The sequence below is a fragment of the Microbacterium kunmingense genome, from assembly GCF_023155745.1.
GTDB lineage: Bacteria > Actinomycetota > Actinomycetes > Actinomycetales > Microbacteriaceae > Microbacterium > Microbacterium kunmingense.
The window spans coordinates 189,235-211,446 of record NZ_JAKNUS010000006.1 but is presented as its reverse complement, the minus strand read 5'-3'; the positions used below and the strand labels follow the sequence as shown (position 1 = coordinate 211,446).

Below are 22,212 nucleotides of genomic sequence, written 5' to 3'. Positions count from 1 at the left end.
CGGAGCCGTACCCGATCAGCTCTCGCCGCCCGCGTTCCCGCTCGTGCCCGCGCTGACATCGTACAGACGGTACTTCTCGATCGCCTGGGCCGACAGCGAGCGATCCACCGTGCCCTCGGCGGCAAGCGCCTGCAGGGTCTTCACGACGATCGAGGGTCCGTCGATCTTGAACCACCGGCGTGCGGCCGGGCGGGTGTCGGAGAAGCCGAAACCATCGGCGCCCAGGGTGTGGAAGTTGTGCTGCACCCAGGGACGGATCTGATCCTGCACGGCGTGCTCGAAGTCGCTGACCGCGATGACGGGGCCGGGCGTGCCTGCGAGCTTCTCGGTGACGTAGGCGCTGCGCTGCTCGCCCTCGGGGTGGAGGAAGTTGTGCTCGTCGGCGGCGAGCCCGTCGCGACGAAGCTCGCCCCACGAGGTCACCGACCACACGTCGGCCTGGACGCCCCAGTCGTCGCGCAGCAGCTGCTGCGCCTCGAGGGCCCAGGGCACGCCCACGCCCGAAGCGAGGATCTGCGCCCGTGCGCCGTCGCCCGTGGCGGGGGCGATCCGGTGGAGGCCGCGGACGATGCCCTCCACGTCGACTCCCTCGGGCTCGGCGGGCTGGACCATCGGCTCGTTGTACACCGTGAGGTAGTACATGACGTTCGGGTCGGGGTGGTTCCCGCCGTACATCCGCTCGATGCCCGCCCGCACGATGTGGGCGATCTCGTAGCCGTAGGCCGGGTCGTAGCTGACGACCGCCGGGTTGGTGGAGGCCAGGAGCGGCGAGTGCCCGTCGGCGTGCTGGAGGCCCTCGCCCGTCAGGGTGGTGCGCCCCGCGGTGGCGCCGATGAGGAATCCGCGCGCCATCTGGTCGCCTGCCGCCCACAGGGCGTCGCCGGTGCGCTGGAAGCCGAACATCGAGTAGAAGACGTAGACCGGGATCAGCGGCTCGCCGTGCGTGGAGTACGTCGTGCCGGTGCCGGTGAACGCCGCCAGGGCGCCCGCCTCGTTGATGCCGACATGGACGATCTGGCCCTGCGGGCTCTCCTTGTAGGCCAGGAGCAGCTCGCGGTCGACCGAGGTGTAGTGCTGGCCGTTGGGGTTGTAGATCTTCGCCGTCGGGAAGTAGGCGTCCATACCGAACGTGCGTGCCTCGTCGGGGATGATCGGCACGATCCGGTGGCCGAAGTCCTTCACCCGGAGCAGGTCCTTCAGAAGGCGCACGAAGGCCATCGTGGTGGCGACCTCCTGCGTCCCCGATCCCTTCTTGGGAAGGGCGTAGGCCTGGTCTCCCGGCAGTTCCAGACCGACGTGGTGGGTGCGCCGCTCGGGCAGGTATCCGCCGAGGGCACGGCGACGCTCGTGCAGGTACTGGATCGTCTCGTCGTCCGGTCCGGGGTTGTAGTACGGCGGCAGGTACGGGTTCTCCTCGAGCTGCGCGTCGCTGACGGGGATGTGCATCGCGTCGCGGAAGAGCTTGAGGTCGTCCAGCGTCATCTTCTTCATCTGGTGCGTGGCGTTGCGACCCTCGAAGTGCGGACCGAGGCCGTAACCCTTGATGGTCTTGGCGAGGATGACGGTCGGCTGGCCCTTGTGCTCGGCGGCCGCCTTGAACGCGGCGTAGACCTTGCGGTAGTCGTGCCCGCCTCGCTTGAGGTTCCAGATCTGCTCGTCGCTGTAGTCCTTCACCAGAGCGGCAGCACGCTCGTCGCGCCCGAAGAAGTGCTCGCGGACGTACGCACCGTTCTCGGCCTTGTACGTCTGGTAGTCGCCGTCGGGGGTGACGTTCATGAGATTCAGCAGCGCACCCTCGCTGTCGCGGGCGAGGAGGTCGTCCCACTCACGGCCCCAGATGACCTTGATGACGTTCCAGCCGGCGCCGCGGAAGAAGCTCTCGAGCTCCTGGATGATCTTGCCGTTGCCGCGGACGGGACCGTCCAGGCGCTGCAGGTTGCAGTTGATGACGAAGGTGAGGTTGTCCAGGCCCTCGTTCGCAGCGACCTGCAGCTGGCCGCGGCTCTCGACCTCGTCCATCTCGCCGTCGCCGAGGAACGCCCAGACGTGGCTGTCGGAGACGTCCTTGATCCCGCGGTTGGTCAGGTACTTGTTCGTCATCGCCTGATAGATGGCGTTGATCGGGCCGAGCCCCATCGACACCGTCGGGAACTGCCAGAACTCCGGCATCAGACGAGGGTGAGGGTAGGAGGGGATGCCGTTCGGGGCAGCGGACTTCTCCTGCCGGAAGCCGTCGAGCTGGGCTTCGGTGAGCCGACCCTCGAGGAACGCGCGCGCGTAGGTGCCGGGCGACGCGTGGCCCTGGATGAAGATCTGGTCGCCGCCGGAGGGATGGTCCTGACCGCGGAAGAAGTGGTTGAAGCCGACCTCGTAGAGGGCGGCCGACGAGGCGTAGGTCGAGATGTGACCGCCGACGGAAATGCCCGGGCGCTGAGCGCGGTGAACCGTGATCGCGGCGTTCCACCGGATCCACGCGCGGTAGCGTCGCTCGACCTCCTCGTCACCGGGGAAATCGGGCTCGTTCTCGGCCGCGATGGTGTTGATGTAATCGGTGGTGGGAACCATCGGCACGCCGAGGTGGAGTTCCTTCGACGCCTTCAGCAGGCTGAGCATGATCTCGCGTCCGCGCTGCGGGCCCTTGGCCTGCACCAGCTGCTGGAGCGATTCCTGCCACTCCGAGGTCTCTTCCGGGTCGCTGTCCTGCGGGCCCTGAGAGTACGGATCCTGGTCGTGAACAGTCACACGAGACCTTTCTTCGGCTGGCAGATCATGCCAGACATTCACCATGGACGTGCGGATCGCTTTGTTCGCTCCGCACAACACACCATCGACAAGCCTATCGAGTCCTCGGTGGGCCCTGCCGGGATCGAACCGACGACATCCACGGTGTAAACGTGGCGCTCTACCAGCTGAGCTAAAGGCCCCTCCGCCCAGTGTAGGAGGACGGCGTCGGGGTCACATCGCGCGGAGGCGTTCGAGCAGAGGCTCTGCGGCCTCGGCGAGGAACCGGTCCTGGGTGTCGCCGCCGATCTGCACCAGCGCGACGTCGGTGAATCCCGCCTCCAGGTAGGGCCGCACGCTCTCGGCGATCTTGTCGAGATCGGGTCCGCAGGCGATCCCCTCGGCGACGTCCTCGGGCCTGACGAACTGCGTGGCCGAGGCGAAGCTCGCGGGCGTCGGCAGTTCGGAATTGACCGGCCAGCCGAGGCCGAACCACCGGAACTGCTCGTGGGCACGGGCGATCGCGGCATCCTCATCGGGATCCCAGGAGATCGGGATCTGACCGATCCTGCGCGAACCGCCCCCGTGCGCCTCCTCCCACCCCGACACCAGGTCCGCCTCGGGCTCGACGGCGATCATGTGATCGACCAGGGCCGAGAAGCGCTCGATCGATTTCGGACCCGACACGGCCGTCGCCAGGGGAACGCCCGCCTCGGGCGCGTCCCAGACACGCGCCGAGTCGACCCGGAAGTACTGTCCGTCGTAGGTCACGAGATCGCCCGTGTGGAGAGCGCGGATGATCTCTATCGCCTCGATCAGCATGTCCTGGCGCACATCGACCCCGGGCCATCCCTCCCCGACCACGTGCTCATTCAGGCTCTCGCCCGATCCGAGCCCCAGCGTGAACCGCCCGTCGGAGAGCACCTGGAGTGTCGCGGCCTTCTGCGCGACGACCGCGGGGTGGTAGCGCACGGTCGGGCAGGTCACGTAGGTCATGAGTTCGACCCGCTCGGTCACGGCCGCCACCGCGCCGAGCACCGACCACGCGTAGGGGGCGTGCCCCTGCGTGGTCAGCCACGGGGAGTAGTGGTCGCTGGAGACTTCGAAGTCGAAGCCGACGTCCTCGGCCTGGCGGGCGTGGCGCACGAGCTCCTTCGGGCCGCTCTGCTCGGTCATCAGGGTGTAGCCGAAGCTCGTCATGGGTGCTCCTCAGATCTGGTGGCGCCCACGCTACGGAGCCCGGTCGTCATCGACCCAGGCCTTGCGCTCGCGCCGATGATGAGGCAGGAGCGCTCCGGCGGGGTGGGGGATGCGGCGGGTAGGTTGGAGGCGTGAACGCCACCCCTGCCGATCAGCGCCGCCTGCTCGAGATCGCCGACCTCGACACCCGCATCCGCCAGGCAGATCACGCACGACGTCATCCTCCCCAGGCCGAACGCGTGAAGGAGCTCCTGGCTCGGCGCACCGGGCTCACGCAGGAGCTGAGCCGCCGTGCGGGCGTGCGGGACGACCTCCGCGCGGAGATGGCGCGCATCGAATCCGATGTCGCGATCGTCGACGCACGCCGCGCCCGCGACGAGGAGCGCCTGGCGGCCAGCTCCAACTCCCGCGAGGCCCAGGGATTCGAAAGCGAGCTCGCCTCCCTCGCTCGTCGGAAGCGCGATCTGGAGGACGCCGAGCTGGAAGTGATGGAGAAGCTCGAGTCGGCCGAAGCGGCCGTGGTCGAGCAGGAGAAGCTCATTCGCGCCACCAACGACGAGGGTGCGCAGCTCAGCGCCGAGGCCAAGCGCGCGGTGGCCGAGGCCGAGGCCTCGCTCACCGCGGCCCGGCGCGACCGCGAGGCGGTCGCCGGGTCGATCGCCGCCGACCTGCTGGCGATGTACGAACGCCTCGCCGCGCGCGGCGTCGGAGCGGGTCTGCTGCGCCGTCAGACCTGCGAGGGGTGTCACATGATGCTCTCGGGTACCGATGTGCAGAGGATCAGGCAGACCCCGGATGACACGGTGGTGACCTGCCCGGAATGCGGCGGCATCCTCGTCCGCACCGAGGAGTCCGGCCTCTGAGTCCACCCGAGGCCGCGCGAGCGGAGGCCGCCGGATGACCATGCCCTCGGCCGAGGTCGCGTTCGTCGCCCTGGGAAGAGCGGATGACGGGTGGGCGGCCGTGCTCATGGACGGCGACGGTGCCGAGCATCGAACCCAGCTCCTCGCGGCCGACGAGCTCGCACCCTGGGTGACCGCCGTGGAGGAGCAGCACGCACCCCGCTGGGTGTGGTCCGACACCGCCGGGACCTACCGCAGCCTCCTCGCCGCCGGAGTTCGCGTCGCGCGCTGCCGAGATCTGCGCCTCGCGCACGCGATCCTGCGATCACGCCCCGACCTGCCCGCAGATGTCCTCGCGCGAAGCGAGCCGTGGTGGGAGGCACGGCCGACCGTGATCGAGCCAGGGCGGGGTGACGCGCTCTTCTCCCTCGACGCCGATGCCCACACCGCATCGCTGCCGCAGGCGATCGGAGCCGTCCGGCGGGAGTTCGCCTGGCAGCGCCAGGCCGTCGCGGCGACGGCCGCGCCCGGAGCGCTGCACCTCCTCATCGCCGCGGAGTCGGCGGGCGCCCTCGCCGCGGTGGAGATGACCGAGGCCGGCCTGCCGTGGGACGCCGGCGCCCACGATCAGGTGCTGGCGCGCATCCTCGGACCCCGCCCCCGCGGCGACACTCTCCCCGACCGGATGCGGCGTCGTGCCGACCAGGTGCGCGCCGCACTCGGGGACCCGGCGGTGTCGCTGGATTCACCCCCGAAGCTGCTGCGCGCGCTGCACCGGGTGGGCATCCACGTCCAGACGACGAGTCGGTGGGAGCTGGAGCGTCACACCCACCCTGCGATCGCACCGCTGGTGGAGTACAAGCGGATGTCGCGACTTCTCACGGCGAACGGCTGGACCTGGCTCGACGAATGGGTGACCGACGGTCGCTTCCGGCCGGTCTTCGTGCCGGGCGGAGTGGTGACCGGCCGATGGGCGTCGTCGGGCGGAGGCGCCCTGCAGATCCCGCGGGTCCTGCGAGAAGCGGTTCGCGCCGACCCCGGGTGGTGCCTCGTCATCGCCGACGTCGCCCAGCTCGAACCCCGGGTGCTCGCCGCAATGGCCGGAGACCTGTCGCTCGCGGCGGCGGCGCGCGGGCGAGACCTGTACGAGGGGGTGGTCGAGACGGGTGCCGTCTCCCGCCGCGACGACGCCAAGACGGCGCTTCTCGGGGCGATGTACGGAGCGACGACGGGGGAGAGCGGGCGACTGGTGCCGCGACTTCGACGCTCCTTCCCCCGGTCGATGGCCCTCGTCGACGAGGCCGCCCGGATCGGCGAGGAGGGCGGAGTCGTCCACACGCGGTGGGGGCGCACCTCCCCGCCGCCGGGGCCGCACTGGCGTGCGGTCCAGGACGCCGCCGGCCGCTCGGACGCGACCTCATCCGAGCAGGAACGAGCCCGACGCAGCGCCCGCGACCGAGGCCGGTTCACGCGCAACTTCGTCGTCCAGGGCACGGCCGCCGAATGGGCGCTGGCCTGGATCGCCGACCTGCGCGGGCGACTCCACGCGCTCGCCGAGGTCGAGGTCGGACCGCCGGCGCCGGCGTCAGGGCCGGTCTTCTCCCGCCGCCCGCACCTGGCGTTCTTCCTGCACGACGAGATCATCGTCCACGCCCCGCTCTCGCAGGCAGAGGACGTCGCCGAGGCCGTGCGCGCGGCATCCGTCTCGGCGACCCGCCTGCTCTTCGGCGACTTCCCCCTGGATTTCCCCTTGGATCTGCGGATCGCCGAGACCGCGGCGAAGGCCTGACCGACCCGGGTGCGCCGCAGCCCGGCGGTACACTCGAAACGCGAATGGGTCGGCTGGACGGTCGCGTCGCGGGTAATCCGCGCCGAGGAACGTCCGGGCTCCACAGGGCAGGGCGGTGGGTAACACCCACCCGGAGTAATCCGCGAGACAGTGCCACAGAGAACAGACCGCCGGGGGCGACCCCGGTAAGGGTGAAACGGCGGTGTAAGAGACCACCGGGGTCGTGGTGACACGGCCCGCACGGCAAACCTCGCCCGGAGCAAGGCCAGACAGAGGATGCTGACGCGGCTCGCCGAGTCCTCGGGTAGGCCGCTGGAGCGGCACGGCAACGTGTCGCCGAGAGAGATGACCGTCCACGGGGCTCACGCCCCCGGACAGAACCCGGCGTACAGGCCGGCCCATTCGCCCCTCTGTCAGTCGGCGGCGGTGACGTCGGAGAGCTGCGGAGCCGCACCCAGTGACAGCGCCGCCGCGCCGATGATGCCGGCGTTGTTGCGGTGTGTCGCGGGCACGATCGGCGTCTTCAGGGACAGCAGATGCAGGAACTTGTCCGCGTGCTTGCTGACCCCGCCACCGACGATGAACAGATCCGGGCTGAAGAGGAACTGCACGTAGTCGTAGTACCACTGCAGGCGCTCGGCCCACTCCTCCCAGGAGAGCTCCTCGCGCTCCATCGCCGAGTAGGCGGCGAACGCCTCGGCATCCTTGCCGTGCTTGGCGCGCTGCAGGTGCCCCAGTTCGGTGTTGGGGATCAGCACCCCGCGGTACATCACGGCCGAGCCGATGCCCGTGCCGAGCGTGGTGAGGATCACCAGCCCGTCCTGGTCGCGGGCGGCGCCGTATCGCATCTCAGCGACACCGGCGACATCCGCGTCGTTGGCGAAGTAGATGTCGCGACCGAGCCCGTCCTCGAAGAACTTCTCGGCTTCGAATCCGATCCACTTGTCCGACACGTTCGCGGCGGAGAGGGTCGTGCCGTTCTTGACGATGGCGGGGAACGCGACGCCGAGCGGAATGGCATCCTGGGTGATCTCCAGCCGGGAGAGCACCTCCTTGACCGCCTCGAGGACGTCCGGCGGCTCCGCACCCTTCGGGGTGGACACCTTCACCCGGTCGGTGAGGAGGGTGCCGTCCTTCAGATCCACCACCGCACCCTTGATGCCGGTGCCGCCGATGTCGATGCCGACGGCGCGCGTCGCGTCAGAAGCCATGCCCCAAGCCTATCGACGCCCCCGTCGATCAGTAGGATCGACCCAGCGGACGATCCGTGGCGAGCCGAGGAGTCATCGTGGCACACGACAGCGAGAAGTACTGGTACAACCTGACCACCGGCGAGGTCGAGAAGGGCTTCGAATCGCCCGCCATCGACCGTGCGGGTCCGTTCGACACCGCCGAGGAAGCAGCGATGGCGCCCGAGGTGCTGCGCGAGCGCTCCCGGGCCTGGGCTGAGGACGAGGCACGCGAGGACGGCTGGGAGAGCCGCCCCGCCGGCAGCGACAGCGCCAACTAGTCTGACCTCGGCGTGGGGCGTTCGACCCCGCGCCGGCGATACCCGGCGGAAAGGAAGCCATGGACAAGCAGCGGGACTTCGTACTGCGCACGATCGAGGAACGCGGCGTGAAGTTCGTGCGCCTGTGGTTCACCGACGTCATCGGGACGCTGAAGTCGGTGGCGATCGCACCGGCCGAGGTGGAGGGAGCGTTCGCGGAGGGCCTCGGCTTCGACGGCTCCGCCATCGAAGGTCTCACCCGGTCGTACGAGTCGGACCTGCTCGCCCACCCCGACCCGAGCACCTTCCAGATCCTGCCCTGGCGCGGCGAGATCGATCCGACGGCCCGCATGTTCTGCGACATCACGACGCCGGACGGCCAGCCCGCCGTGGCAGACCCCCGCCACGTGCTCAAGCGCGCGCTGGCCAAGGCCGCCGACGCGGGCTTCACCTTCTACACCCATCCTGAGATCGAGTTCTACCTGCTGAAGTCGTCGTCCTTCGGCACCGAGGGCCCCGAGCCGGTCGACTCGGCCGGGTACTTCGACAACGTCCCCGGCGGCACCGCCCATGACTTCCGGCGCCGCTCGGTGCGGATGCTGGAGGATCTCGGGATCTCGGTCGAGTTCAGCCACCACGAGGGCGGTCCGGGTCAGAACGAGATCGATCTGCGCTACGCCGACGCCCTCGCCACGGCTGACAACATCATGACCTTCCGCACCGTGGTCAAGGAGGTGGCGATCGAGCAGGGGGTGTACGCCACGTTCATGCCCAAGCCCCTGGGCGGGAAGCCCGGAAGCGGCATGCACACCCACATGTCCCTGTTCGAGGGCGACGTCAACGCCTTCTACGAGGAGGGCGCGCAGTACCAGCTGTCCAAGATCGGGCGTCAGTTCATCGCCGGGCTCCTGCGCCACGCGAACGAGATCTCCGCCGTGACGAACCAGTTCGTCAACTCCTACAAGCGACTGTGGGGCGGCGACGAGGCGCCGAGCTTCATCACGTGGGGCCACAACAACCGCTCCGCGCTGGTGCGCGTGCCCCTCTACAAGCCGAACAAGGGCCAGTCCTCGCGCGTGGAGTACCGTGCGCTGGACTCGGCCGCGAACCCCTACCTGGCCTACGCCCTCATGCTCGCCGCCGGGCTGAAGGGGATAGAGGAGGGCTACGAGCTCCCGCCCGAGGCGGAGGACAACGTCTGGTCGCTCACCGACGCCGAACGCCGCGCCCTCGGGTACGCGCCGCTCCCGGCGAGCCTGGACCACGCGCTGGAGTACATGGAGGAGTCCGAACTGGTCGCCGAGACCCTCGGCGAACAGGTCTTCACGTACGTCCTGCTGAACAAGCGGCGCGAATGGCAGGAGTACCGCTCGCAGGTGACGCCCTTCGAGCTGAAGAGCAATCTCGAGATGCTCTGACCGGGACATGAGCACGGGCGAGCGCACGTCGTCTCTCACCGAGCTCGCTCGGCTGGGCTTCAGCGACCTCTCCGAGAGTGCGGCGCTGCTGGAGGAGCTGTCGATCGCCATCGACGTGCCCCGCGCCGACCTGCTGCGAGCCGCCGCGGCCGCGGCCGATCCCGACGGCGCGCTTCTGGCTCTCACCCGGATCGCGCGACGCAACGCCGAGCCCGTGCGCACGGTGTACCGAGATCCACAGGCATGGCGCGCCCTGTGGGCGCTCCTGGGCGCCTCGACGGGGTTCGCCGAGTTCTTCCTGCGCCGCCCCGCCGAGCTTGTCCACCTCACCGGCGTCGGCGTCGACCTCCCCAGCCCCGAATCGCTCCGCCGGGAGATGCTCGAGGCCGTCGGCGCCGACGACGGCTTCGCCGCCGAGGGCGGCGAAGAGGCGTGGGTGGGCCTTCGCGTGCGCTACCGACGTCTTCTCGCACGGATCGCCGCGTTCGACCTTCTCCACCCCGACCCGCTCGAGGTGATGCCCGAGGTGGCCGCGCGACTGGCCGATGCCGCAGGGGCGGCTCTGGAGGCATCGCTGGCGGTCGCGCGCACCCGTGTCTCGCGCGGCGCCGCGGGTGCGGGGCTGTTCCCTGCGGATCAGGTGGCACGCACCCACCTGGCCGTCATCGGAATGGGCAAGGCCGGGGCACGAGAGCTGAACTACGTCAGCGACGTCGACGTCATCTTCGTGGCAGGCGCCGACGACGACACCCTGGAAGAGATCGGCGAGAGCCGCGTCGTCGACATCGCCACCCGGCTCGCCGTCCAGACCATGCGCGGCATCTCGGGCGCCGAGATCGAGCCCCCGCTCTGGGAGGTCGACGCCAATCTCCGCCCCGAGGGCAAACAGGGCGCGCTCGTGCGCACTCTCGCCTCGCACCTGTCGTACTACGAGCGATGGGCCAAGAGCTGGGAATTCCAGGCGCTGCTGAAGGCGCGCCCGTTGGCCGGGGACGTCGCCCTCGGCGAGGAGTACGTCGCCGCTCTCGCGCCGAAGGTGTGGACGAGCGCGGCCCGGGAGAACTTCGTCGACAGCGTCCAGCGCATGCGGGAACGGGTCACCGAGCACATCCCCGCCGACGAGGTCGGCGTGCAGATCAAACTGGGTCCGGGCGGAATCCGGGACGTGGAGTTCACCGTTCAGCTCCTCCAACTCGTCCACGGCCTCAGCGACGACCGCATCCGGCAGCGCGGAACCCTTCCGGCCCTCGATGCCCTCGCCTCCGAGGGCTATATCGGCCGCGCCGAAGCATCCGCCTTCTCCCGCGATTACCGCACGCTCCGGCTTCTGGAACACCGGATGCAGCTGCGAAACCTCCGGCGCACGCACCTCATGCCGCAGACACCGGAAGAGTTGAGGGTGCTGGCGCGCGCGACCGGACTCGCCGAGACCGGGGAGCGGGTGTGGCAGACGTGGGAGGCGATCAAGCGCGAGGTCCGCGACATCCACGTCCGGCTCTTCTACCGCCCGCTCCTTTCCGCGGTGGCGAGTCTCCCGGAGGCGGAGAGGTCGCTTTCCCCTGCGCAGGCGCACGACCGACTGGCGGCGATCGGATTCACGGATCCTGCGGGAGCGCTCCGCCACATCGGCGCACTGACGAGCGGCCTCAGCCGCAAGGCCACGATCCAACGACACCTCATGCCGGTGATGATCCGGTGGTTCGCCGACGGCGTCGACCCCGACTACGGGCTGCTCGCCTTCCGACGCATCAGCGAGCGGCTGGGGGACACCCCGTGGTTCCTGCGCATGCTGCGCGATTCCTCGGGTGCCGCCGAGAGCCTGACCCGCGTGCTGTCGGGCTCCCGCTACGTCGGCGAGCTCATGGAATGGATCCCCGAGTCTGCGGCGTGGTTGGACGACCCCGATCTGCTCCGACCCCGCAGCGGGCTGGCACTGCAGGAGGAGGCGCGTGCCATCCAGACCCGCCATGACACCGTGGACGAGGCGATGCGCGCCGTGCGCGCGCTCCGACGCCGCGAGCTTCTGCGCACCGCGATGGCGGCGATCGTCGGCACCCTCACGATCGAGGAACTCGCCGACGCCCTCACCACGATCACCGAGGTGACGATCCAGGCGACCCTGCGGGCCGTGCGGCGCGACGTCCTGGAGCCGGAGGACGCCGCCCTGGACTTCTCGGTGATCGCGATGGGACGTTTCGGCGGCGCCGAGCTCGGGTTCGGATCGGATGCCGACGTGATGTACGTCTACCGGGCCAATGGGCTGGACCCGGAGCGCGCCGCGCGCAAAGCCCTGCAGCTCGTGGGAGCCCTCCGGCAGTATTCGGAGGATCATCGCGCGCCGCTCGACCTCGACGCGGGCCTTCGCCCTGAGGGACGCAACGGGCCGCTGGCTCGCTCGCTGGACGCGTTCGAGGAGTACTACCGCCGGTGGTCGCTGTCGTGGGAGGCGCAGGCGCTCCTGCGCGCCCGCGGCGTGGCGGGAAGCGTCAAACTGATCACCGCCTTCACCGCGCTCGCCAACGAGGTGCGCTATCCCGCTTCACCCGACGCCGCCGGTCTCCGCGAGATCAAGCGCATCAAGGCCCGGGTGGAGAACGAGCGGCTGCCGCAGGGGGCTGATCCGGCCCGGCATCTGAAGCTCGGACCCGGCGGCCTCAGCGATGTCGAGTGGCTGGTCCAGCTTCTGCAGCTGCAGTACGCGCACACCGTTCCGTCGCTGCGCACCACCTCGACCACGATCGCGCTCACCGCGGCCAAGGATGCGGGCATCGTGCCCGAGGCCGACGCCGCCCGGTTGTTCGAGGCATGGCGGCTGGCCAGTCGCCTCCGCTCGGCCAACACCCTCCTGTCGGGGCAGACGAGCGACGTGCTTCCCACCGATCGGAAGCGCTTGGACGGCATCGGGCGACTGCTGGAGTATCCCCCCCGATCGGCGACGCAGGTCGAGGAGGACTGGCTGCGTACCGCGCGCCGCGCACGTCGGAGCTTCGAGCGGCTCTTCTACGGCTGAGTCCGCCGGTGTCCGGCTTGCGCCGGTCGGCGAGTCCGGCGCATCCTTCAGACATGACCCGTGAGATCCCCGACGAGGACGTCGTGTTCGCCGAGATCGCCGATCGCCTGCGGGACCGATACCCGCAGGCCTCGGCGGCTGACATCGATGCGGCGCTCGGCCGCGCCCGAGAGCACTTCCACGACGCGAAGGTGCGCGACTTCGTGCCCGTCCTGGTCGAGCGCGAGGCGCGGGCGCACCTCGACCGGTCGGCGTCATCGGGGTGACCCTCTTCCGGGATAGGGTGTCGGGCGTGACGGTCCCACCCGAGGCTCCCCGCCCCGACGCGCCGCGACCCTCGCGCACCGCCTGGATCGCCCGCACCTGGGATCGCATTCCCACCGGCTGGTTCGCCGGCATGCTCACGGCGGTCTTCCTCGCGGTGACCGCCGCCTTCGGGGGCCTCGCGCAGGCCGCCGTCCCCCCGATCCCCGAGCTCGAGCCGGGCGACACCCACGTCAACGATCAGTTCGCCCTCACGGTCGAGCGGGCCGTGCTCATCGACGAGCTTCCCGAGGCGGGGATCACCACCGAGCCCGGTCAGCGGGTGCTCGCGATCGTCCTGACCGCAGAGAACGTCTGGAACCGGGCACTGCCCTCCGAGGGCACCAGCGGACTGCGCGCCGGGGTGCGCATCGCCGAATTGGGCGACGAACCCGCGGCCGCGATCGCGCGGTTCGACGACACCACGTTCTCTCCCTACCTGCAGCCGCGGGTCCCCGCGGAGTTGGTCCTCACCTGGGCAATCGACCGCGGTGTCCTCGCGGACGGTGACGAGATCGAGGTCGTGCTCCGCGACCTCACCCTGCGAAAGGGCGAGCTCGTCGTCGCGGGGGAGTACTGGGAGACGCCGATCACGGCAGCGACCATGCGGCTCGATGTGACCGATGTCGGTGCCGGTGCCGACGCCGAGGCGGAAGCCGATGCCGAGGGGCAGCAAGGATGAGGCGCTGGATGACCTGGGCGATCGGTCTTGCGCTCGTGGGGGGAGCCTGGGGCGTCATCCAGGTGACCCCCACGCAGGATGACGCAGAGGCGCCGTTCCCGCTGGTTGCGGAGATCGATCAGACGGCGACCGCCCGCGGCTTCGCCGTGACCGTCACCGATGTCCGACTCGGGTCGCGAGCGGTCGCAGGCGCGTGGTCCGCCGAGGGCACCTGGCTGGTCGTCGACCTCGAGGCCGAGGCGACCCAGGAGGAGACGGGCACCCTCCTCGCGCACGCCGAGCTCGTCTTCGACGATGCCGCCTACCGCGCAAGCGAGCGACCCGCGTCGCTCCTGCGCACGGGTCTCACCCCGGGCATTCCGCGCGAAGGGAGCCTCGCCTTCGAGCTTCCGCCCGACGTCGTCCGCGGCACCGCGACACTCGAGCTCGGAGTGAGCGACGATCCCCGACTCGACAGCCTCGTGACCCTCCCGATCGACCTCCGCGCGCTCGAACCCGCAGACGAGGTCGAGCTTCTCGCCACCGGGTGGGCGCAGCGATGACTCCGGAGCCGTCGATCATGGTTCGATCCACACCGGCCCCGCGGTCACGTGGGTGGTGGCGACGCAACGCGCTGGCGCTGGGTGCGGTCGCGGTGCTGCTGCCGGTGGGAGTCCTCGTTCCGGCCGGCGTCGAATGGTGGCGCTGGAGTCAGAGCGACGCGGTGTTCCCCACCACGGCCGCCGCAGGCGAGCGCATCGACTGGGCGGGCGCGTCGTGGGGCCCGGTCACGGTCGAGGACGAGACCGGCGCGTTCGCCGCCGACGCACCGGCCGGAACCCGCGTGCTCGTCGTCGAGATCCCGGTCGACCCCGTCGATGAGACCCCCGGTTGCACCACTCCGGTCCTCCGGGAACTCGCCGGTGCGGGGCGGGAGTGGGGTGCGGCGCTGAACGAGGTGGACTGGCGCTATGAGCAGCCGAGCTCGTGCGAGACGGGTTCACGCGCTCCGTTCACCGTCTCGGTGCCCTACCTCGTCCCCGACGACGCCATCGGTCCGTTCGGCATCGAGCTCACTGTCCCGGACGAGCTGCCGGGCTTCCTTCGACTCGAGGTCGTCCCCTGACGTCACCACGGGCGCGCCGATGAGCGCGCCGACCGTCGCGTCGTAGGTCGCGGCGATGAGCACCGTCCGCAGCGGCTCGACGACCAGGGGGACGAGGAGGAAGAGCGGTGTGGCGGCGATCACCCAGAAGTCGTAGAGGTCGTGCGGCCCGACCAGTCGCGTGAGGAGCACCCGCAGCCCTTCCCCGGCGAAGAGGATGACGGTGTAGAGCAGCACGTACCCGCCGATGAGGAGGGGTCCGCCCCGCCACATCAGCAGGATCGCCTGCCAGATCGGTCGGAACCGGCCGCCGACCTCCGAGCCGAGATCGACCAGGCGCCGGCGGAGCCGCTGGGGGAGCGACCCGTAGCGGGCTCGGGCGCGATCGACGAGGGTTCCACGCAGCTGCACGCCCTGGGGGGAGACGGTGCGACCGTAGATGACGCCGGCGATCGTCAGCCAGGCGAGCGGAACGAAGAGCACCGCTCCGGCCTGGCCGAGAAGCCACTCGGCCGCATCCCAGACCCACCCGAGGGGCGCGAAGAGGTCACCGACCGCCTGCCGGAGATCGGCGAGCCAGACCATCGCCTGACGGGTGTCGACCCAGGCGGTCACCTGTCCGAGCGCCTCACCGAGGAAGTATGCGACGAGGAAGATCCACAGTGCTTCGAGGTACGTCGCCCCGAGCGCGGTCCATCGCGGAAGCGCCTGCTGCCACCGCTTCCACGCCCAACGCCCGGCGAAGGCGAGCACGACGACGGCGATCGTCCACGGCTCCCAGGTGAGGCTGTCCACCGCGCCGGAGGTGTCGACCGAGGTCTGCTCGACGATGGCAGCCCACTGCCGATCGGTCTGCACCGCGAGGGCCACCCGGAGATAGGCGGCGACATCGTCGACGAGGAACCCCAGCACCGCGTAGACCGCGATGAACGGCAGCACCGCCGACAGCAGCGCGTCCCGGAACGACCGGAGGCGCCCGTCAGGATCGAGGGGGCTCGGAGCGATGGCGCTGAGGCGCAGCATCCCGTCCCTGAGGACGAGGAACATCGCCACGACGCTGACGAGCTTCGCGAGGATCGCCAGCGGGAGGAGCAGGATGCCGCCGAGCGCGGAGTAGCCGCCGACGAGACCGGCGAGCTGGATGGACAGGTACCGGCCGAGGGACCCCGCGAGGTACCACGCCAGCAACGCGGGCCAGTGGGCGACGAGAAGCCGAAGCCCCATCCGCATGATCTCCCGCACCGTTACACCGTAGCGGTGCGGGAGCAGTGGTTCAGCAGCTGCCGACGTCGTGGGTGTGCATGCCCGCGAGGTGGCCTTCACCGTCGAAGTCGGAGTAGACCTCGGTCAGGACGTGGTTGTGACAGACCTGCCCCAGGAGGTGCCCGCCGATCCCTCCGCCGTCCTCGGCGTAGCCCGTGAACGGTGTGCCGTCGGCGTTGACCAGCATCACGAGAGGCCCCGACGGATTCTCGCCCGTGTTGTGCGTCGCGTCCTCGATAGCCATGATGTCCCCTTCCCCTGCGGTGGGCGTGCACTCGTGCGCACACCGGGGAGAGACGCCGCGCCGGCGGCGTGATACCCGGGAAAGGGAAACTCCCCCGAGCGCCCACGGTGGGCAGGCGCTCGGGGGAGTGGGAGTCAGACGGTGTTCAGACCCCGAAGTACAGCTCGAACTCGAACGGGTGCGGGCGCTGAGCCATCGGCCGGATCTCGTTCTCGATCTTGTACTCGATCCAGGTCTCGATGAGCTCCGGCGTGAACACGCCACCCTCGAGCAGGAACTGGTGGTCGGCGGCCAGCGCGTCCAGCGAGTCCTGCAGGGAGTTCGGCACCTGGGGGATTCCCTTGGCCTCCTCGGGCGGGAGCTCGTAGAGGTCCTTGTCGACCGGCTCGTGCGGCTCGATGCGGTTCTTGATGCCGTCGATCCCGGCCATGAGCTGCGCGGCGAAGGCGAGGTAGGGGTTGCCCGAGGCGTCGGGCGCGCGGAACTCGATGCGCTTGGCCTTGGGGTTGGAGCCCGTGATCGGGATGCGGATGGCCGCCGAGCGGTTGCCCGCCGAGTACACCAGGTTGACCGGCGCCTCGAAGCCCTTCACCAGACGGTGGTAGCTGTTCAGCGTCGGGTTGGTGAAGGCGAGCACCGCGGGGGCGTGAGCGAGGATGCCGCCGATGTACCAGCGCGCGATGTCGGACAGTCCGCCATAGCCCTTCTCGTCGTAGAAGAGCGGCTTGCCGTCGTTCCACAGCGACTGGTGGGTGTGCATCCCCGAGCCGTTGTCGCCGAACAGGGGCTTGGGCATGAAGGTCGCGACCTTGCCCCACTGCTCGGCGGTGTTCTTGACGATGTACTTGAACTTCAGGATGTCATCGGCCGCGTGCACCATGGTGTCGAAGCGGTAGTTGATTTCCTGCTGACCACCGGTGCCCACCTCGTGGTGCGCGCGCTCGAGCTGCAGGCCCGACTCGATGAGCTTCAGGCTGATGTCGTCGCGCAGATCGGCGGTCTTATCGACGGGGGAGACGGGGAAGTAGCCGCCCTTGTAGGGGGTCTTGTTGGCGAGGTTGCCGCCCTCTTCGACACGACCGGTGTTCCAGGCGCCCTCTTCGGAGTCGACGGAGTAGAAGCTGGAGTTCTGCTTCACCTCGTACCGGACGTCGTCGAAGATGTAGAACTCGGCCTCGGGCGCGAAGAACGCGGTGTCTGCGATGCCGGTGGAGGCGAGGTACTTCTCCGCCTTCTTGGCGACCTGACGGGGGTCCTTGGCGTAGATCTCGCCGTTGCGCGGGTTGTAGATGTCGAACACCATCACGAGCGTCTTGGCCTCGCGGAAGGGATCGAGGTAGGCGGTCGACACATCGGGGATGAGCTGCATGTCGGATTCGTGGATGTTCGCGAACCCACGGATCGAGGAGCCGTCGAAGAGCTGCCCGACGGTGAAGAACTCCTCATCGACGGTGGCGGCCGGAATGTTGAAGTGCTGCTGCACACCAGGAAGATCCGTGAAACGGATGTCGAGGAATTTAACGTCCTCGTCCTTGATGAACCGCAGCACCTCGGATGAATCACTGAACATGGAGACTCCAGAGGTAGGGCATCGGGAACTGCCGCCCGTCGAGCGGGCCTTGAGGCACCGTATCGGCGGGGGATTGCCCGACCGTGACACCTTTGTTTCCGGCATGTTACGCGCCGAGCGCGGGTAGGGTGGAATCGTGGTCGCCAGCGCACAGGACTATCCCGGTGAGCGACTGGGACGTCCCCGCGAGGGGGCCGGATCGATCGGCCGGCTCGGTCGTCGAGTGGGAGCACTGTTCATCGACTACGGTGCCGCGTACCTGATCTCGGGCTTCTTCGGCTGGGATGCCCTGGCGATCCTGCTGATCTTCGGCGCCATCCAGATCGTCTTCCTCCCGACGCTGCAGGGAAGCCCCGGACACCGGATCTTCGGGATGCGACTCGTGCGCCTGGACGGCGGATGGGTGGGCCTGTGGCGACCCGTGCTGCGCACCATCCTGCTCATCCTCGTCATCCCCGCCGTGATCTGGGACGCCGATCAGCGGGGCCTGCACGACAAGGCGGCGGGCACCGTCCTCATCCGCGACTGATCGCTCAGCGCGGCCGCGGAGCCCGCACGCGCTGCGGGTCGATGCCCTTCGGGATCGGCAGCGACGCGACCGTCTGCGACACCGAGTCCATCCGCTTGATGACGGCGGCCATCGTCGCGCGGTCGATCTTCTTCGGCAGGGACTTGATGGCCGGGGCGAGCTTCCCGATCGGCACCTCGTCCTCACCGTGGCCGACGTACAGCACCGTGACCGGAACACCGGATGCCACGCGCTGGGCCTTGCCCCGCTCTTCGTTGACGAGGCGGGTGAGCCGTCCACGCGCCCCCTCGCCGACGATGACGATCCCGCCACGCCCGATGGCGCGGTAGACCGCTTCCTGCGTCTTCGGGTTGATGCCCACCGGCATCTCCGACGCGCGCCAGCGGCGGCCCAGGGCGCTGGAGAGCACGTAGCCCGTCGCCCCGGGCATTCCGTCGATCTTGCGGTACATCGCCTTCGTCGACAGTCGCGTCATCGTCATCAACGCAGCGAGGATGCCGAACATGAATCCCGTGACACCCCACAGGATGATGCTCCAGATGGCACCCGGCGGGATGAGCGCGCCGATCGCGACACCGAGCAGCGTGCCGCCGATCAGGATGCCCACGAGCGCCCACGGGAGCCAGCGGTAGGCCTGGACCGTGAAGGTGTACAGGGTGCGGATCTGGGCGAAGAACCCGGGACGCTTCTCGGGGGCGGTACTGCGTGCGGCCATGTTCCCAGACTACCTTTCCGGCCCCGGCGACCTCTCCTGCACAACCCGGGACCGCGGACCGATCGTCCACAGTTCCCGGGCGGTCGCAAGGGAGGCGGCAGGTCAGCGGCCAGTCTGGGTCGATGGTGGTCGATCCCGCGATTCCGCTCCTGCGGTCCTACCGGCCGGTGCGGCGCGTGGATGCCACGAGTGCCCCGTGGCCGGGGGAGGTCGTGCGCGATCCGGACGGGGCCGCGTGGCTCCTCGTGGATGCCGAGGAGCTCGGCGACGGGTGGAGCGGATGGCACGCGGCGGAGTCGGAGCACCTCCTCACCCCCCGCGACCTCGTGAGGACGCCGTCGGGACACGCCGCCCTCTTCGAGGTCTGCGCCGCGCGGCTCACCGAGCTCGTGACGCGACGCTTCGAGGATCGCGACCCCCTGTCGACGGGGGAGGCTCTCACGGTGGCCGTCAGCGTGCTGCGCGGACACATGGAGGCCGCAGCGTTGTCGGCGGCGAGCACGGGCGTGTGGTGGCTCACCGACGAGGGACGACCCGTACTGGCGATGCAGACGAGCGGACGCGCCGATTCCCCGGACATCCTCCGTCTTCTCGCGACCGGATTCCCCGCGTGGGCGGAGGTGCTCGGCGATGTGCTCGGTGCGATGGAACAGGACCGGCTTCACGCGCGCGATGCGCAGGCCCTGGAGGAGCGGCTCTTCGCGCTGGCGACCCCGCAGCCCCTGCGTCTCGCGCCGCGGGCCGGGCGGGCGACGGCAACGGCGATGGACGTCGCGACGTCGACGACCGGACGCCCGGCGGCCACGCGCTCGGGGACGCGTGCGGCGGCTCGTGCCGCCGCAGCCGGCGACCCGCGCGGAGTGGGGTGGCTCACCCGCATCTCGGCGGTGATGGACCGCGATCTGGCCGACGTGGTCTCTCGCGCGACGACGAGCCTGTGGCGTGCCGCCGGCCCCGCGCGGCCGCGCTCGCGTCGGCGGACGCTCCTTCTCGCCGCGGGGGCGGCCGCGATCGTGCTGGCCGTCGGCCTGGCGTGGCCGACCGACACCGAACAGCCGGCGGCGGCGGAGCAGGAGCTCGCCGCTCCGACGCCGGGGGCGACGGCGGCCGCAGGCGACGAACCGGGCGGGGCAGCCGTCGATACCTCGGCCTCGGCACCCGCCGCGGCGGACGCCTCGCCCGACCTGGCCGCGGTCACCGAAGAGCTGCTGATCGCCCGGGCGGCCTGCGAGAACGATCAGGGGTGCCTCGGTGCGGTGGTGGAGGACCCCACCCGAGCACTCCCCGCGGGGGCCTCCGACCTTCCGCCCGAGGCGCGGTCGGTCACCTTCCTCGACGATCTCGGGGGCGCGGCCGTGCTCCGCGTGGATGCCCGGGAAGCCGCGGAGCCAGCCGGCGGATCTTCCTCATCCCGCGCGTCTCAGCTCGTGGTCATCGTCCGCATCGGCGAGACCTGGGTCATCCGCGACATCCACGACGCGGGGGCGACACCGTGATCACGATGTCGCCCCCGCGGCGTGGAATGTCCGTGCGGTCAGATTCCGAGGTCGCCCTCGAAGTCCGCCTCCTCCAGACGTGCCTTGACCGCGCCGAGGAACCGCGCGGCGTCGGCTCCGTCGATGACCCGGTGGTCGTACGACAGGGCGAGGTAGACGTAGGACCGCACCGAGATCGCGTCGCGACCGTCGACCGACACCACACCCGGGCGCTTGACCACGATGCCCGTGCCGAGGATCGCCGACTGGGGAAGGAACACGACCGGCGTGTCGAACAGCGCACCACGGGACCCGGTGTTGGTCAGCGTGAAGGTGCCGCCGGCCAGCTCGTCGGGCTTCAGCTTGTTGTCACGGGTGCGGGCGGCGAGGTCGGCGATCTCGTGCGCGATCTGCGCCAGGTTCTTCGAGGCCGCGTCTCGGAGCACCGGGGTGAGGAGACCGCGCTCGGTGTCGACCGCGATCGAGAGGTTCTCGGTGGGCGGGTAGACGATGTTCGTGCCGTCCACCGTGCTGTTGATGACCGGGAAGGCCTGGAGAGCCTCCGCGGCAGCGAGCGCGAAGAACGGCAGGAAGGAGAGCTTGTCGCCGGTCTTGGTCTGGAAGTCGCCCTTCACCCGGTCGCGGAAACTGGAGAGCTTGGTGACATCCACCTCCACGACCGTGGTGAGCTGCGCGGTCGCCTGCATCGACGCCACCGCTCGCTCGGCCAGGACCTTGCGCAGGCGCGACATCGGCTGGGTCGTCCCGCGCAGCGGCGAGACCTCCAGCGGAGTGCGCGCCGGAACGGCGGGCGCAGGCGCGGCAACGGCGGGCGCCGGAGCCTTCGCGGCTTCGGCGGCCTTCAGCACGTCCTCCTTGCGGATGCGTCCACCGACGCCGGTGCCCTTGACCGAACCGAGGTCGACGCCCTGCTGCTGGGCGAGGCGGCGCACAAGCGGGGTGACATAGGCCACCTCGTCGTCCGACGAGGCGGCCGGCGCGGCCGAGGACGGGGCGCTCGAAGGCGACGGCTCCTGCTCGGTGGCGACCCCCGTCGAGACCGGCGCGTGCGCGACGACCTTCTCCGGAACGGGCGCAACCTCTGCGGCAGGCTTGTCATCCGCCGGCTTCTGGTCGGCGGGCGTCTCCTCCGCGGCGGGAGCGGATTCGGCCGGCTTCTCCTCCGCGGCGGGCGCCTCCTGGGCCGGTGCGGGCGCGGCGGCCGCGGCACCGTCGCCGATCCGGGCGAGTGCGGAACCGACGGCGATCGTCTCGTCCTCCTGGACCAGGATCTCCTGAAGGACGCCCTTGACCGGGGACGGGATCTCGGTGTCGACCTTGTCGGTGGAGATCTCGAGCAGCGGTTCGTCGACCTCCACAGAGTCGCCGACCTGCTTCAGCCAGCGGGTGACCGTTCCCTCGGTCACGCTCTCGCCGAGCTCGGGGAGCACGACCTCGGTGCCACCGCTGGACGTCGCGTCCGCGGGCGCGGCCTGCGCCGGCGCGGCCGGTCCGTCATCGGCGGGACCGTCGGCGGGCGCGGCCTCCTGGGCGGGCGCCTCGCTCTCGGCGGGCTGCGCGGGCTCGGGCGCCTCCTGGACATCAGCGGGGGCGGGCGCCTCGCCGCCTCCGGAGCCGTCGCCGATCTTCGCCAGGACGGCGCCGACCTCGACGGTCTCGTCCTCATCGACCAGGATCTCCTCGATCACGCCGCTGATCGGGGAGGGGATCTCCGTGTCGACCTTGTCCGTGGAGATCTCGAGGAGCCCCTCGTCGGCCTGCACGGTGTCACCGACCTTCTTGAGCCAGCGGGTGACCGTTCCCTCTGTGACGCTCTCGCCGAGCGCGGGGAGGACCACGGATGTGCTCATGGGCTTG

General features: G+C 70.0%; 18 protein-coding genes, 1 tRNA gene and 1 other RNA gene. 11 read left to right on the top strand and 9 right to left on the bottom strand.

Annotation, left to right across the window (positions count from 1 at the left end):
* Positions 1-15: 15 nt before the first annotated feature.
* From aceE to MA875_RS10880, 3 genes are all read right to left on the bottom strand, one after another.
* Positions 16-2,742: a pyruvate dehydrogenase (acetyl-transferring), homodimeric type gene (gene aceE / locus MA875_RS10890; protein ID WP_248242310.1), complete on the bottom strand. Its 2,727-nt coding sequence runs from the start codon at positions 2,740-2,742 to the stop codon at positions 16-18.
* Positions 2,743-2,851: 109 nt separating this feature from the next.
* A tRNA-Val gene (locus tag MA875_RS10885) sits at positions 2,852-2,924 on the bottom strand.
* A 31-nt stretch (positions 2,925-2,955) separates the two neighbouring features.
* Positions 2,956-3,921: an LLM class F420-dependent oxidoreductase gene (locus MA875_RS10880; RefSeq protein ID WP_248242309.1), complete on the bottom strand. Its 966-nt coding sequence runs from the start codon at positions 3,919-3,921 to the stop codon at positions 2,956-2,958.
* Positions 3,922-4,052: 131 nt separating this feature from the next.
* Between MA875_RS10880 and MA875_RS10875 the strand changes: the two genes are divergently transcribed.
* The 3 genes from MA875_RS10875 (at position 4,053) to rnpB (ending at position 6,957) form a co-directional block, all read left to right on the top strand.
* Positions 4,053-4,784 carry a zinc ribbon domain-containing protein gene (locus MA875_RS10875; RefSeq protein ID WP_248242308.1) on the top strand — a complete coding sequence of 244 codons (732 nt, stop codon included), beginning with the start codon at positions 4,053-4,055 and terminating at the stop codon, positions 4,782-4,784.
* A gap of 34 nt (positions 4,785-4,818) precedes the next feature.
* Positions 4,819-6,552, top strand: coding sequence for a bifunctional 3'-5' exonuclease/DNA polymerase (locus MA875_RS10870; RefSeq protein ID WP_248242307.1), 1,734 nt, complete (start codon positions 4,819-4,821; stop codon positions 6,550-6,552).
* 45 nt (positions 6,553-6,597) lie between these two features.
* Positions 6,598-6,957: RNase P RNA component class A (rnpB, locus tag MA875_RS10865), an RNA gene on the top strand.
* Positions 6,958-6,965: 8 nt separating this feature from the next.
* Here rnpB and ppgK read toward each other — a convergent pair.
* Complete coding sequence (ppgK, locus tag MA875_RS10860) at positions 6,966-7,763, bottom strand: polyphosphate--glucose phosphotransferase (protein WP_248242306.1); 798 nt, start codon at positions 7,761-7,763, stop codon at positions 6,966-6,968.
* A 77-nt stretch (positions 7,764-7,840) separates the two neighbouring features.
* On the opposite strand from ppgK, the gene MA875_RS10855 reads away from it, so the two are divergent.
* The 6 genes from MA875_RS10855 to MA875_RS10830 are packed head-to-tail and all read left to right on the top strand — an operon-like array spanning position 7,841 to position 13,996.
* Positions 7,841-8,062 (top strand): SPOR domain-containing protein, encoded by a 222-nt coding sequence (locus MA875_RS10855; RefSeq protein WP_248242305.1) that lies wholly within the window; start codon positions 7,841-7,843, stop codon positions 8,060-8,062.
* 59 nt (positions 8,063-8,121) lie between these two features.
* Positions 8,122-9,459, top strand: a complete 1,338-nt coding sequence (gene glnA, locus MA875_RS10850; protein WP_248242304.1) for a type I glutamate--ammonia ligase — start codon at positions 8,122-8,124, stop codon at positions 9,457-9,459.
* Between the two features lie 7 nt (positions 9,460-9,466).
* The gene (locus MA875_RS10845; RefSeq protein WP_248242303.1) at positions 9,467-12,469 is read left to right on the top strand and encodes a bifunctional [glutamine synthetase] adenylyltransferase/[glutamine synthetase]-adenylyl-L-tyrosine phosphorylase; all 3,003 of its coding nucleotides are present in this window, start codon (positions 9,467-9,469) and stop codon (positions 12,467-12,469) included.
* Positions 12,470-12,522: 53 nt separating this feature from the next.
* A complete protein-coding gene (locus MA875_RS10840) occupies positions 12,523-12,735 on the top strand; it encodes a three-helix bundle dimerization domain-containing protein (protein WP_248242302.1) in 213 nt (70 codons plus the stop codon).
* Between the two features lie 26 nt (positions 12,736-12,761).
* Positions 12,762-13,454, top strand: a complete 693-nt coding sequence (locus MA875_RS10835; protein WP_248242301.1) for a hypothetical protein — start codon at positions 12,762-12,764, stop codon at positions 13,452-13,454.
* Entirely contained in the window at positions 13,451-13,996 is a 546-nt protein-coding gene (locus tag MA875_RS10830) for a DUF4352 domain-containing protein (RefSeq protein ID WP_248242300.1), read from the top strand. Before MA875_RS10835 ends, MA875_RS10830 begins: the two co-directional genes overlap by 4 nt.
* 437 nt (positions 13,997-14,433) lie before the next feature.
* On the opposite strand, the gene MA875_RS10825 is transcribed toward MA875_RS10830, so the two are convergent.
* The 3 genes from MA875_RS10825 to glnA (MA875_RS10815) all read right to left on the bottom strand — a co-directional run bounded on the left by MA875_RS10825 (position 14,434) and on the right by glnA (MA875_RS10815) (position 17,615).
* Positions 14,434-15,780, bottom strand: coding sequence for a hypothetical protein (locus MA875_RS10825; RefSeq protein ID WP_248242299.1), 1,347 nt, complete (start codon positions 15,778-15,780; stop codon positions 14,434-14,436).
* Positions 15,781-15,811: 31 nt separating this feature from the next.
* A complete protein-coding gene (locus MA875_RS10820; protein WP_248242298.1) occupies positions 15,812-16,045 on the bottom strand; it encodes a hypothetical protein in 234 nt (77 codons plus the stop codon).
* Between the two features lie 145 nt (positions 16,046-16,190).
* Positions 16,191-17,615, bottom strand: coding sequence for a type I glutamate--ammonia ligase (gene glnA / locus MA875_RS10815; protein ID WP_124293277.1), 1,425 nt, complete (start codon positions 17,613-17,615; stop codon positions 16,191-16,193).
* Between the two features lie 136 nt (positions 17,616-17,751).
* On the opposite strand from glnA (MA875_RS10815), the gene MA875_RS10810 reads away from it, so the two are divergent.
* The gene (locus MA875_RS10810; RefSeq protein ID WP_124293268.1) at positions 17,752-18,144 is read left to right on the top strand and encodes an RDD family protein; all 393 of its coding nucleotides are present in this window, start codon (positions 17,752-17,754) and stop codon (positions 18,142-18,144) included.
* 4 nt (positions 18,145-18,148) lie between these two features.
* Here MA875_RS10810 and MA875_RS10805 read toward each other — a convergent pair whose 3' ends face one another.
* Positions 18,149-18,859 carry a DUF4191 domain-containing protein gene (locus MA875_RS10805; RefSeq protein ID WP_248242297.1) on the bottom strand — a complete coding sequence of 237 codons (711 nt, stop codon included), beginning with the start codon at positions 18,857-18,859 and terminating at the stop codon, positions 18,149-18,151.
* A gap of 122 nt (positions 18,860-18,981) precedes the next feature.
* Here MA875_RS10805 and MA875_RS10800 point away from each other — a divergent pair, with 122 nt between their 5' ends.
* Entirely contained in the window at positions 18,982-20,355 is a 1,374-nt protein-coding gene (locus tag MA875_RS10800) for a hypothetical protein (RefSeq protein WP_248242296.1), read from the top strand.
* Between the two features lie 38 nt (positions 20,356-20,393).
* Here MA875_RS10800 and sucB read toward each other — a convergent pair whose 3' ends face one another.
* The gene (sucB, locus tag MA875_RS10795) at positions 20,394-22,205 is read right to left on the bottom strand and encodes a 2-oxoglutarate dehydrogenase, E2 component, dihydrolipoamide succinyltransferase (protein WP_248242295.1); all 1,812 of its coding nucleotides are present in this window, start codon (positions 22,203-22,205) and stop codon (positions 20,394-20,396) included.
* Positions 22,206-22,212 lie beyond the last annotated feature (7 nt).

Coding starts and splice junctions, on each gene's coding strand:
- MA875_RS10880 (WP_248242309.1), bottom strand. CDS start 3,921: ATGACGAGCTTCGGCTACACCCTGATGACCGAGCAGAGCGGCCCGAAG.
- MA875_RS10870 (WP_248242307.1), top strand. CDS start 4,819: ATGACCATGCCCTCGGCCGAGGTCGCGTTCGTCGCCCTGGGAAGAGCG.
- ppgK (WP_248242306.1), bottom strand. CDS start 7,763: ATGGCTTCTGACGCGACGCGCGCCGTCGGCATCGACATCGGCGGCACC.
- glnA (WP_248242304.1), top strand. CDS start 8,122: ATGGACAAGCAGCGGGACTTCGTACTGCGCACGATCGAGGAACGCGGC.
- MA875_RS10845 (WP_248242303.1), top strand. CDS start 9,467: ATGAGCACGGGCGAGCGCACGTCGTCTCTCACCGAGCTCGCTCGGCTG.
- MA875_RS10840 (WP_248242302.1), top strand. CDS start 12,523: ATGACCCGTGAGATCCCCGACGAGGACGTCGTGTTCGCCGAGATCGCC.
- MA875_RS10830 (WP_248242300.1), top strand. CDS start 13,451: ATGAGGCGCTGGATGACCTGGGCGATCGGTCTTGCGCTCGTGGGGGGA.
- MA875_RS10820 (WP_248242298.1), bottom strand. CDS start 16,045: ATGGCTATCGAGGACGCGACGCACAACACGGGCGAGAATCCGTCGGGG.
- glnA (WP_124293277.1), bottom strand. CDS start 17,615: ATGTTCAGTGATTCATCCGAGGTGCTGCGGTTCATCAAGGACGAGGAC.
- MA875_RS10805 (WP_248242297.1), bottom strand. CDS start 18,859: ATGGCCGCACGCAGTACCGCCCCCGAGAAGCGTCCCGGGTTCTTCGCC.
- MA875_RS10800 (WP_248242296.1), top strand. CDS start 18,982: ATGGTGGTCGATCCCGCGATTCCGCTCCTGCGGTCCTACCGGCCGGTG.
- sucB (WP_248242295.1), bottom strand. CDS start 22,205: ATGAGCACATCCGTGGTCCTCCCCGCGCTCGGCGAGAGCGTCACAGAG.